General features: G+C 59.7%; 3 protein-coding genes. All 3 read left to right on the forward strand.

Going from position 1 to position 13721, the window contains the following annotated elements:
- On the forward strand, positions 1–615 hold a 615-nt coding region (locus ACI2KG_RS28775; RefSeq protein WP_404664222.1), incomplete at its 5' end, for a phosphopantetheine-binding protein.
- Between the two features lie 233 nt (positions 616–848).
- Positions 849–4202, forward strand: coding sequence for an amino acid adenylation domain-containing protein (locus ACI2KG_RS28780; protein ID WP_404664223.1), 3354 nt, complete (start codon positions 849–851; stop codon positions 4200–4202).
- 1 nt (position 4203) lies between these two features.
- Positions 4204–13721: amino acid adenylation domain-containing protein (locus ACI2KG_RS28785; RefSeq protein ID WP_404664224.1), on the forward strand; the 9518-nt coding region annotated here is incomplete at its 3' end.

Consider the following 13721-nt stretch of genomic DNA (forward strand, 5'->3'; position numbering starts at 1 on the left):
GGCGAGATCGAAGCACGCCTGCTTGAACTGCCGAGCGTGCAGGAAGCGGTGGTGCTGGCCCAGGACGGGCCGAGCGGCAAACAACTGGTGGGTTACGTGGTACCTGCCGACAGCACGCAAGAGCAGAACGCCTTGCGCGACAGCCTGCGCGAAGCGCTGAAGGCCGGCCTGCCGGACTACATGGTACCGGCGCACCTGCTGCTGCTCGACAAGCTACCGGTGACGCCGAACGGCAAGCTGGACCGCAAGGCCTTGCCACAACCGGATGCCAGCCAGTTGCAGGGCGAATACATCGCCCCGCAAAGCGAACTGGAGCAGCAAATTGCGACGATCTGGGCCGATGTGCTGAAGCTGGAGCGGGTTGGTTTGAGTGATAACTTCTTCCAGCTGGGTGGGCATTCCTTGCTGGCCACTTCAGTGATCGTACGCATTCAGGAGCAAGCGGGTATCACGGTGGAACTGAAAGAACTCTTCGAGTCCCCGGTCCTGGCCGACTTCAGTCGCCAACTCGAAGAAATAACACCGGTTGTCGACAGCACCCAGGACCAGTTGGCCAAGTCCCTGGCGCTGCTCGAGAGCCTGAGCGCCGAAGAGCTTGACGAGCTGATTTCCTGAGCCCTTTTGTCCGCCCGCCTCACAGGTAATGCATCCCCCGCTGGAGCATTGCCGAACCTGTGAAAGCGGGCGCGCCCGCTCCTGCACCCATTGCGCAAGCTGTTACAGCTGGGCAAGGCCGTCGGCGACGACCAGGCCCGCTGTTGCCGCTGAATTTCCCGCTAAATCCATGCCACCACTCAACCGTCTATCTACGGAGGAAATTGATGAGCTGATTTCTTAGGAGATTCCCTGTGCAAGAGCTGCTCGATACGGTTGTATCGCTGTCCACCCCAAAACGTAAGGCGTTGGCGGCCTTGCTCAAGAAACAAGGCGTGAACCTGTATGGGGTTACGCCGATCTTCCCGCGGGACCCTGTAGAGCCGACGCTGCTTTCCTACGCCCAGCAGCGCCTGTGGATCCTGTCCCAGCTAGGTCAGGTGAGCAGCGCGTACAACCTCTCATCGGTCTTGCGCTTCAAGGGGCAACTGGATACCCAGGCCCTGCAGCGCAGTTTCGAGGCCCTGATCGAACGCCACGAAACGTTGCGTACCACCTTCCAGCTGGAAGGTGAGCGGGCCGTTCAAGTGATCCACCCGCACATCCCGTTCGAACTGGCCATCGAGGCGCTGGAGCGGGCTGACGACAGCCAATTGCGCCAGCGTGTCGAGGCCGAAGCGCACGTGCCGTTCGACCTGCAGCACGGCCCCCTGTTGCGGGTGCGCCTGCTGCGCCTGGCAGCAGACGAGCATGTTCTGGTGCTGACCCTGCATCACATTGTCTCCGATGGTTGGTCGATGCCAGTCATGGTCAGCGAACTGGTGCAGCTCTATCACGGCCATAGCCAGGGGCTGGCCGTGGACCTGCCGGCGCTGCCGGTGCAGTACGCCGACTATACCATCTGGCAGCGCAACTGGATGGAGGCCGGTGAGCAGGAAAAGCAGCTGGCCTACTGGACAGCGCAACTGGGAGACGAGCAGCCTGTGCTGGAACTGCCCGCCGACCGCCCGCGGCCTGCGGTAAGCAGCTATCAAGGCGCGCGGGTCACGGTGGCGCTGGGCAACGACCTGGCGGGGGCGCTCAAGCAATTGGCTCAGCAGCAGGGCGTGACGCCATTCATGCTGTTGCTGGCCAGTTTCCAGGTACTGCTTCACCGCTATAGCGGGCAAGCGGACATCCGCGTGGGTGTGCCAGTCGCCAATCGCAACCGGGTCGAGACCGAGCGCCTGATTGGTTTCTTCGTCAATACCCAGGTGTTGCGTGCCGAGTTTGACCTGCAGATGACGTTCAGTGAGCTGCTGGAGCAGGTCAGGCAGCGTGCCTTGGGGGCGCAGGCCCATCAGGACTTGCCGTTCGAACAGCTGGTCGAGGCATTGCAGGTCGAGCGTAACCTTGGCCACAGTCCGCTGTTCCAGGTGATGTACAACCACCAGAGCCAGGCCAAGGGCGTACGCAACCGCCTGCCGGGTCTGGAAATGGAGGAACTGGCCTGGGACAGCCACACGGCCAAGTTCGACCTGACTCTGGATACCTTCGAGCATGAGCAGGGTATTGGCGCGGCATTGACCTACGCCACCGACTTGTTTGACGCCTCGACCATCGAAAGCATGGCCCGGCACTGGTTGAATCTGCTTAGCGGCATCGTACGCCAGCCGGAGCAGCGAGTGGTCGACTTGCCGTTGATGGCCGAGCACGAGCGCGCACAGGTCTTACAGAACTGGAATCGCACCCAGGCAAGCTTCCCCAGCGCGCATGCGTTGCACCAGTTGATCGAAGCCCAGGCCGAACGGTCGCCGGATGCCACCGCCCTGAGCTGTGGTGGTCAGACGCTTAGCTACGCTGAACTGAACCGCCGGGCCAACCAATTGGCGCACCGACTGCGCGAGTCGGGTGTGGGCCCTGACGTGCTGGTTGGGCTCTCTGTGGAGCGCAGCCTGGAGATGGTGGTCGGCCTGCTGGGCATCCTCAAGGCAGGCGGTGCCTATGTGCCTCTGGATCCTGAGTCCCCGCAGGATCGCCTTGCCTATCTGTTCGAGGACAGTGGCATTGCCTTGCTGCTGACTCAAGCCCATTTGCGTGACGTGTTGCCTGCCTCACCGGGTGTGCAGTACCTGCTACTGGACGACGAAACCCTGGCCGATTACAGCGAAGCAAACCCCGATGTGACGGTATCACCGCACAACCTGGCCTACGTGATCTACACCTCAGGTTCGACTGGAAAGCCCAAAGGCGCGTTGCTGACGCACCATAACGTGGTGCGCCTGTTCGCGGCGACGCAGGACTGGTTCGGTTTCGATGCCAGCGATGTGTGGACGGTGTTTCATTCCTACGCCTTCGACTTCTCTGTGTGGGAGATGTATGGCGCCCTGCTGTATGGCGGGAAAGCAGTCATCGTACCGAAAGAGGTGGCGCGCTCCCCGCAGGACTTCTATGCCTTGCTAGTGGACGAGCAGGTCACGGTACTGAACCAGACCCCTTCGGCGTTCAAGCAACTTATTCCGGTTGCCTGTGAAGCGATGCAGGCCGGCCAGCATCTGGCGTTGCGGCATGTGATGTTTGGTGGTGAGGCGCTGGATGTGGGCAGCCTCAAGCCATGGTTCGAGGTGTTCGGCGATTGCCCGCCGCGGCTGATCAACATGTACGGCATCACCGAGACCACGGTGCATGTGACCTATCGACCGATCGGCCAGGATGACCTGAAAAAGGTCGGCAGCAGCCCGATTGGCGAGGTGATTTCCGATCTTTGCTGGTATCTGCTGGATGGTGCTCTGAACCCGATCGTGCCGGGCAGTCACGGTGAACTCATGATTGGCCAGGATGGCCTGGCCCGCGGCTATCACGGGCGCCCGGCGTTGACCGCCGAGCGTTTTGTGCCAAACCCCTTCGACGAGCAGGGCGGGCGGCTTTACCGCTCGGGCGACCTGGCTCGTTATACGGGTGAAGGCGTAATCGAGTATCTGGGGCGGATCGATCATCAGGTGAAGATTCGAGGTTTCCGTATCGAACTGGGCGAGATCGAGGCGCGCTTACTTGAACAGGACAGCGTGCGGCAAGCTGTGGTGCTGCCCCAGGACGGTCCGGACGGCAAGCAGTTGGTGGGCTACGTGGTGCCCGCCGACCGTGCAGTGGTAAATAAGCCTGAAACACAAATGGCAGTGCGCGAAACGCTGCGTAAAGGGCTCAAGGCCAGCCTGCCGGACTATATGATTCCAGCCCACTTGCTGTTCCTTGCCGAGTTGCCCCTGACCGGCAACGGCAAGCTGGACCGCAAGGCCTTGCCTCAGCCGGATGCCAGCCTGCTACAGAGCGAATATGTGGCCCCGCAAAGCGCACTGGAGCGCCAGATCGCGGCGATCTGGGCCGACGTCCTGAAGCTGGACAGGGTCGGCCTGAACGACAACTTCTTTGAATTGGGTGGCCACTCGTTGTTAGCCACTCAGGTGATGGCGCGCCTGCAACTGGCGTTGGGCACTCATTTGCCGCTCGGCCTGTTGTTCCAGGCCGCAGACCTGCAGACCTATGCAGCCATGATCAATGGCTTGAATACCAATACCGATGCTGACCTGGATGACCTTCAGGACTTCATGAGCGAGCTTGAGGCAGTTTGAGATGCAATCAGATAACAGAAACATGGACCTTGTACAGCGCTTCATCGGACTGCCTTCGGCACAGCGTAAGCTTTTTCTGGAGAAACTTGCATCAAAGGGCATGAGCCTGGCCCAGTTGCCCATTCCGCAAACGCGCGAGCGCGCCAAAGGTGTGCCGCTTTCCTATGCTCAGCAGCGACAGTGGTTTCTTTGGCAACTGGAGCCGCAAAGTTCGGCGTACAACATCCCGGCGGCGTTGAAATTCAGCGGCAAGCTGGACATCGCCGCGTTGCAACACAGTTTCGAGGCGCTGATCGCCCGTCATGAAATCCTGCGCACCACATTCATCCTGGAAGATGAGCAGGCAGTACAGGTTGTTCATGCAAACCCGAAGTTCGAGCTTGCGGTGGAGGCGGTGACGCCTCATACGCCGGAAGTTTTGCAGGCATGTCTGGACGCTGAGGCTCGGCAACCTTTCGATCTGCAGCACGGGCCGCTGCTGCGTGCCAAACTGCTGCAACTTGGCCCCCAGGAACAGGTGCTGGTGCTTACATTGCACCATATCGTCGCCGATGGATGGTCCATGCCTGTGATGGTCGAAGACCTGCTGCGATTGTATGAAAGTGTCATCCAAGGGCATGACGCTCAGTTGCCGCCTCTGCCTATCCAGTATGCCGACTACGCGATCTGGCAACGGGCTTGGATGGAAGCCGGTGAAAAGGACCGGCAACTTGAGTACTGGCGAGATCAATTGGGTGAGCAGCAGCCAGTACTGGAGCTGCCGACAGACCGCCCTCGCCCCGCCGCCCCTGGTCAGCAAGGTGCGCGGCTGGAAATTCCCCTGAATGCCGAACTGACTGCTTCGCTCAAACGTTTAGCGCAGCAGCAAGGCGTTACACCCTTCATGCTGCTGCTGGCCAGCTTTCAGACGCTGCTGCATCGCTATTCGGGGCAGTTGGATATTCGCGTGGGTGTACCCATCGCCAACCGCAATCGTGTGGAAACGGAGCGGTTGGCGGGCTTTTTCGTCAACACCCAAGTGCTGCGTGCCGAGTTTGAACTGAACATTACCTTTACCGAGCTGCTTGAGCAGGTCAGAAAGCGTGCCCTGGGGGCCCAGACGCATCAGGACCTGCCGTTCGAGCAACTGGTCGAGGCCTTGCAGCCAGAGCGTAGCTTGAGCCTGAGCCCACTGTTCCAGGTCATGTACAACCACCAGTCGCAGACCCGGGAAGCTAGGGCCCGGAGCCTTCCCGGTGTGGTGATGGAAGAGCTGGCTTGGGGCAGTGATGTTGCCAAATTCGACCTGGCACTGGACACCTTTGACCATGAGTCTGGCATCAGCGCGGCCTTGACTTACGCAACTGACCTGTTCGACGCGGCCACTATCGAGCGGATGGCTGCACACTGGGTGAACCTGCTCGTCAGCATCGTGGCCCAACCGGACCAGCCTGTGGCGCACCTGTCGATGCTTGACGGTCAAGAACTGCAGCGTGTTCTTCATGTCTGGAACAGCACACAGGCAGATTATCGTGCCGATCAATGCATGCACCAGTTGTTCGAGGCGCAGGCCAGGCAAACACCTGAGGCACCGGCAGTGTATTTCGCCGAGCAGGCGCTGAGCTATGCACAGTTGAACGAGCGCGCCAACCAGCTGGCCCACAGGCTTCGGGAGCAGGGCGTAGGGCCGGATGTGTTGGTGGGTATCGCTGTGGAGCGTACCCCGGACATGGTCATTGGCCTGTTGGCCATTCTCAAGGCCGGCGGCGCCTACGTGCCGCTTGACCCGGAATATCCGCAGGATCGCATCGAATACATGCTTGAGGACAGCCGGTCGATATTGCTGTTGTCCCAGTCGCACCTGCTTGCGCGTATTCCCAAGGCGTTTCATGCCAATACCTTGTTGCTCGACCAACTGTCCTTGGCGTCATACCCCATAACGGATCCAGCTTGCATCACGCAGCCGGGCAACCTGGCGTACAGCATCTATACCTCGGGCTCCACAGGCAAACCCAAGGGCGTGCTGATCGAGCACCGCAACGTTACTGCGCTGATCGGCTGGGCCCAGGGTGTCTACAGTCAGCAGGACTTGTGTGGTGTGCTGGCGTCCACGTCGATTTGCTTCGACCTGTCGGTGTGGGAGTTGTTTGTCACGTTGTCGGCCGGCGGCTATGTGGTGCTTGCGGCCAACGCCTTGGAGTTGCCTTATCTGGCGGCCAAAGAACGCGTGCGTCTGGTCAATACGGTTCCGTCAGCGATCAAGATGCTGCATGAGACCGGAGGCTTGCCGGCTACCGTGCGCACCATCAACCTGGCCGGGGAAGCCTTGAAGCAGTCGCTGGTCGACGACCTGTACGCTACCGGGCATGTCAAGCAGGTTTATGACCTATACGGCCCTTCTGAAGACACCACGTATTCTACCTTCACGCTGCGCTCGGCCAATGGCAGAGCCAATATCGGTCGACCGATTGCCAATAGCTCGGTTTATCTGCTCAGTGATGCTGTCGTGCCAGTGCCGGTGGGGGTAAACGGTGAACTCTACATGGCCGGTGCTGGGTTGGCGCGCGGCTACCTGGGGCGCCCTGGGCTGACTGCCGAGCGCTTCATTCCTGACCCGTTCGACGAGCAGGGGGGCGGCCGGATGTACCGCACCGGCGACCTGGCCCGTTATCAGCTTGATGGTTTGATCGAATATGCCGGGCGTATCGACCATCAGGTGAAAATTCGCGGTTTCCGTATCGAACTGGGTGAGATCGAGGCGCGGCTACAGGCTCATGAGGCCGTGCGCGAAGCGGTCCTGCTGGCCCAGGATGCTCCAGCCGGCAAGCAACTGGTGGGTTATGTCGTACCTGCTGATGAAACGGTGATTGACGCGCCCGCGCAACAAGCGGCACTTCGGGATGCATTGCGTTCCCGGCTCAAGCAAAGCCTGCCCGAGTACATGGTGCCTGCGCAGTTGCTGTTCCTCGCCCAACTGCCGTTGACCCCTAACGGCAAGCTGGATCGCAAGGCGCTACCGCAGCCTGATGTCAGCCATTTTCAGGCCAGCCACGTGGAGCCTCGTTCGGACCTGGAGCGTGATATTGCAGCGGTATGGGCCAGTGTGCTGAAGCTGGAAAAAGTGGGTATCACCGATAACTTCTTCGAGCTGGGCGGTGATTCGATCATTTCCCTGCAGGTGGTCAGTCGGGCTCGGCAGGTGGGTGTCCAATTCACGCCCAAGCAGTTGTTCCAGTACCAGACAGTGCAAGGTTTGGCGTCGGTCGCCCGGCTTGCAGACAGTCTGATCATTGATCAGGGCGTTGTGACGGGCTCCATGCCACTCACACCGGTCCAGCACTGGTTCTTCGATCAGGCGATTGCCCGGCCGCATCACTTCAATCAGTCTGTCTTGTTGGTACCGAGTGAACAGATCGACGCCACGCTGATGGGGGCAGCGTTGCGCTGCGTATTGCAGCATCATGATGCCTTGCGCCTGGGTTTTGATCAGGTCGCAGGGCAATGGCAAGGCACCTTCCATGACGTGGATACCCAGAGTGTTCTGTGGGATCGCTCAGTCGACGACTTTGAGGCACTTTCACGCCTGGCTGACGAAGCTCAGGCTAGCTTTACCCTCGGCGGTCCGTTATTGAGAGCGGTGCTCGTCAGGGTTGCCGACGGCGCCCAACGATTGTTGCTGGTTGTCCATCATCTGGTGGTGGATGGTGTGTCATGGCGTGTGCTACTCGAAGATCTGCAAGGGGCATACCAGCTGCTTGCAGCAGGCCAGCCTGTCACCCTGCCAGCCAAAACCAGTTCCTTCAAAGCGTGGGCCGAGCAGCTGCAACGCTATGGTAAGGGTGCTGAGCTGGCGCATGAACTGGCCTATTGGCAGGATCACCTGCAAGATGCAGACGATGCTTTGCCCGTTGACTATCCGCAGGGCAGCAATCGCCAAGAAGCGGCTGCTTACGCCAGCTCACAGCTGGATGCGCAATGGACTCATAAGCTTCTGCATGAGGCGCCTGCAGCCTATCGCACGCAGATCAACGACTTGCTGTTGACGGCACTTGCCCGTGTCATTTCGCGCTGGACTGGGCGTTCACAGGTGCTGGTGCGGCTTGAGGGGCATGGCCGGGAAGATGTGTTCGAGCAGATCGACCTTACCCGGACCGTGGGGTGGTTCACCAGTATCTACCCGGTGAAACTGAACGTGCAGCCGCAACTCGACAGTACGATCAAGACCATCAAGGAGCAGTTGCGCAGTGTGCCTGACAAGGGCATTGGTTATGGCCTGCTGCGCTACATGGGAAGCGATGAAAGCCAGAGCATCCTTGCAGAGTTGCCCAAGGGTGAAATCGTCTTCAACTACCTGGGGCAATTCGATGGCAGTTTCGCCGATGAAAATGCCTTGTTCCGACCTGCCAAGGAGTATGGTGGGGCGAATCAAAGCGAAGCGGCCGAGCTGGGGAGCCTATTGGCACTCAATGGCCAGGTTTACGCTGGCGAACTGAAAATGGGCTGGACGTTCAGCCGGGAGTTGTTCGACGAGTCGACCGTACAGCGCCTGGCGCAGGAATACGTTCAGGAGCTCAAGCAGCTTATCAGCCACTGCTGTGATGCAAGGCATCATGGCATAACCCCTTCCGACTTCCCGCTGGCTGTACTCAGCCAGGCGCAACTGGACAGCTTGCCGATCGACGCCGCCGAGGTGGTTGATATCTACCCCTTGTCGCCGATGCAGCAGGGCATGTTGTTCCATACGCTTTATGAGCAAAGTGCCGGTAACTATATCAACCAGCTGCGCGTAGATGTGGAAGGCCTGCAGGTCGAGCCGTTCAAGCAAGCTTGGCAGGCTGCCTTGCAGGCGCACGATATTCTGCGCACCGGCTTTGTCTGGCAGGGCGATCTTGACCAGGCGGTACAGGTAGTGTGCCGTAGCGTTGCGCTACCTTTCGAGGCGCTTGACTGGCGTGGGCAGCCAGCACTCGAACAAGCGCTAAACGGATTGGCCGAGGCGGAGCGGCAGCGAGGCTTCAACCTGGATGCAGCGCCGTTGTTGCGGCTAGTGCTGGTGCGTACCGGCGCCGACCAGTACCACTTCATCTATACCCATCATCATATCCTGATGGATGGCTGGAGTACTTCGCGCCTGCTGGGTGAGGTGCTTCAGCGTTACACCGGCCATTGGCAGGCTAGCGGTGCCACGCATTACCGCGATTACATCGGCTGGCTGCAACGCCAGAATGGCGATGTTGCCGAAGCTTTCTGGAAAGGCCAACTGGTCAACCTGCAACAGCCTACGCGCCTGGCTCAGGCAGTGCGTTTACCCGCAGAGGGTGAATCATCAGGCCATGCTGCGTTGCATGACATTTTTGACCGGGAGCAGACCGCTCGAATCGAAGCGTTCGCCCGGGCCAATCGGGTGACAGTGAATACTTTGGTGCAATCGGCCTGGATGCTCGTGCTGCAACGCTATACAGGCCAGGACACGGTTTGTTTTGGTGCCACGGTGGCCGGGCGCCCGGCTGACCTGCCAGGCGTCGAAGAGCAGATCGGATTGTTCATCAACACCTTGCCAGTTGTTGGCTCGCCGCGCAGCGAACAGACGGTAGGGCAATGGATCAACCAGGTCCAGGCAAACAACCTGGCCATGCGCGAGCTGGAGCACACGCCGCTTTATGAGATCCAGCGATGGGCCGGCGCTGGGGGGGAAGCGCTGTTCGACAACATCCTTGTGTTCGAGAATTATCCCGTTTCCGAAGCACTGCAGCAGGGGGCGCCCAGCGGCCTTCGGTTTGGTGAGGTAGACAATGTCGAACAAACCAACTACCCGTTGAGCGTGGCAGTCGGGCTTGGCAACGTACTTTCCATTCGTTACACCCATGATCGGGCGTTGTGGAGTGAACGTGCCATTCAAGGCATTGCCAGGCACTTGCGCAATGTGCTGCATGGGTTGGCCGAGGATGCGACCAGGGCGTTAAGTGAGTTGCCGTTGCTCGATGAACAGGAGCAGCATCAGGTAGTCGAGCAATGGAACCGTTGCCAGCCAACTGCGACGGACGGGCTCAATGTCATTGCCATGATCGAGGCGCAGGTGGCCCGCACGCCACAAGCACAAGCCGTGCGCTTTGCCGATGAATCGCTCACTTATCAGGGGTTGAACGACCGGGCCAATACGCTGGCTCATGCGTTACGTGCGCTGGGCGTTGGGCCTGATGTGCTGGTGGGTATCGCGATGGAGCGGAGCCTGGATCTGGTCGTGGGCTTGCTGGCGATTCTCAAGGCTGGGGGCGCCTATGTGCCGATGGACCCGGAATATCCGCGTGACCGCCTGACCTATATGTTTGAAGACAGCGGCGTGCATCTGCTGCTGACCAACCAGGCCTGCCAGGCGAAACTCCCGGTGCCTGATCAGGTTAAATGCGTATTGGTCGACCAGTGCGCGCTGGGCATGGCTGAGATGCCCGGCAATCTGCCGAACGTGACCGAACCGGGCAGTCTTGCCTACATGATCTACACCTCCGGGTCGACGGGCAGGCCGAAAGGTGCTGGTATCGATCAGCAGGCACTTTGCTCTCGCTTGTTGTGGATGCAAGCAGCTTATGCGCTTTGCGAAGACGATGTGGTGCTGCAGAAGACCTCGTTCAGCTTCGATGTATCGGTGTGGGAGCTGCTGTGGCCGTTGACCAGTGGTGCCAGGTTGCTGTTGTCCCGTCAGGGTGACCAACGTGATCCTGCCTTGTTGATCGAGTTGATTCGTACCCATGGTGTGACCACCCTGCACTTCATTCCTTCCATGCTCAGAAGCTTCCTCGAGGCTGAGGGGCTGGCTCAGTGTCACAGCCTGAAGCGCCTGTTCTCCGGCGGAGAGGCGTTGTCCAGTGACTTGCTGAACAGAGCCATTGAGCGGCTGCCGCATGTGCAGATATACAACCGCTACGGGCCGGTGGAGGCAACCATCAATGCGACTCACAGCCAGGCTTTGAGCGCGAGAAATGGTGAAGTCGAGATCGGCACTGCGCTTCCTGATACGCGCATTCTGATTCTTGACGCCGGGCTGCAGCCTGTACCTGTGGGTGTCTGCGGTGAGCTTTATATCGGGGGCAAGGCGCTAGCGCGTGGCTACCATCGCAAGGCGCAGCTCAGCGCCGAGCGGTTCGTTCCCGACCCCTTCGCGCAGCACGGCGGTGAGCGGCTTTATCGTACCGGTGATCTGGCTCGTTATCGTGTCGATGGCGCAGTGGAGTATGTCGGCCGGATCGACCATCAGGTGAAGATTCGCGGTTTCCGGATCGAGCTCGGTGAAATCGAGGCGTGCTTGCAGGAGCAGTCAAGTGTTCGCCACGCCGTGGTGGTGGCGCAACCTGGCATGCAGGGCCATCAATTGGTTGGCTATGTAGTGCCTGCCAGCGCGGCTGCGCCAGTAATCGATGACGGGCATTTGGCAGAGCTGCGTGATGCACTTCGGAGCATGCTCAAAACGCGCCTGCCCGACTACATGGTCCCAACGCACTTGGTGTTTTTGCAGCAATTGCCGCTTTCTCCAAATGGCAAACTGGACCGCAAGGCACTGCCGCAGCCCGACGCCAGTCTGCTGCAGGCACATTACGTGGCACCGGAGTCGCAACTGGAGAAACAGCTGGCTGCGATCTGGGCGGATGTCTTGAAGCTCGAGAAAGTAGGGCTGACAGACAATTTCTTCGAGCTGGGCGGGGATTCGATCATCTCGCTTCAGGTCGTCAGCCGTGCCCGCCTGGCAGGCGTGCAGTTCACACCCAAAGAGTTGTTCGAGCATCAGACCGTTCAGGCGCTGTCTGTGGTGGCCCGGCGTTCGACAGGTCTGGTCATCGACCAGGGGCCGGTTAGCGGTAGCATGCCATTGACACCGGTTCAACGGCGTTTCTTTGAGGTGGATATACCCGTGCGGCACCACTGGAACCAGTCGGTGCTGTTGCGTGCGCACATACCGTTGGATATCGCCTCCCTTACCACTGCCGTACAAGCCTTGCTCGATCATCACGACGCATTACGGTTGCGCTTTGAGTGCATCGAAGGTGAATGGTCGGCACACTTTGCCCTCCAGCAGGCGCAAGCGGTCCTTTGGCAACGCTCTCTTGAAAGTGCCGACCAGCTTCATGCGCTCGCCAACGAGGTGCAGGGTAGTTTGAGCCTGGAGCATGGGCCGGTGTTGCGGGTGTTGCTGGTGACGTTGCCCGACGCCAGCCAACGGCTGTTGATAGCCATCCATCACCTTGTGGTGGATGGTGTGTCCTGGCGAGTACTGCTGGAAGACTTGCAGCAAGCTTACCAGGCAGCCAACGTTGGGCAGCCGGTTAACCTGCCAGCCAAGACAAGCGCCTTCAAGGCCTGGTCGCAGCGCCTGCATGCTTATGCGGGCAGTGCGCAGCTGCAACGTGAAATGGCTTATTGGCAAGCCAGCTTGCAGGGTGCCCGAAGCGCCCCATTGCCGGTGGATCATGCCGAGGGCCGCAATTTAGTCAAATATGCCACTTCGGTGGCGACCCAACTCGACCCGGCATATACCCGTCAGCTGTTGCAGGAGGCCCCTGCGGCTTACCGTACGCATATCAACGACTTGTTACTGACTGCATTGGCCCGGGTTGTCGCCCGCTGGATCGGGCAGCCTGAGGTGTTCATCCGCCTGGAAGGGCATGGGCGCGAAGACTTGTTCGACGACATTGATGTCACTCGAACGGTAGGGTGGTTCACCAGCATCTACCCGGTAAAGTTGATACCCTCCACGCACATGGCTGCCTCGATCAAGGCTGTCAAGGAGCAACTCAGGGCTGTACCAGACAAAGGCGTTGGCTATGGCGTGCTCCGTTACCTGGGGGGGAAAGAGCAGCAGCGGGAGTTGGCGCTGTTGCCTCAGGGAGATATCGTCTTCAACTACCTCGGGCAGTTCGATGGCAGTTTTGCAGATGAGGGTGCGTTCCTCGTTCCGGCAATCGAGCGATCCGGTGAAAGCCAGGATGGAAACACGCCGCTGAGTAGCCTGCTGTCCATCAATGGCCAGGTTTATGCTGGCGAACTGAAGCTGAGCTGGACCTTCAGCCGTGAAGTGTTCGAGGAGTCGACGGTTCAAAGTCTGGCCGATGAATTCGCCCAGGAACTCAAGGCTGTGATTACTCATTGCTGTAACCCGGAGCATCATGGTGTTACACCTTCGGATTTCCCGCTGGTCGCCCTGACCCAGGTGCAGCTGGATAGCCTGCCGCTGGCTGCCGCCGAGATCGCTGATGTCTACCCGTTGGCTCCGATGCAGCAAGGCATGCTCTTCCACACGTTGTTTGACCAACAGGCTGGCAATTACATCAACCAGCTGCGCGTGGACGTGCAGGGTCTGGATGTACCTCGTTTCACGCAGGCCTGGCAGGCAACTTTCGACGCCCACGCTATCCTGCGTACGGGTTTCCTTTTGCAGGGCGAGCTGGAGCATGCCGTGCAGGTGGTACGCAAGGCCGTCGAGCTGCCGTTCAGCGAGCATGACTGGCGTGGCCAGCCGGCCCTGGAACAGGCCCTGCAGACACTGGCCGA

This window comes from Pseudomonas sp. NPDC089407, from assembly GCF_044900445.1.
Classification (GTDB): domain Bacteria; phylum Pseudomonadota; class Gammaproteobacteria; order Pseudomonadales; family Pseudomonadaceae; genus Aquipseudomonas.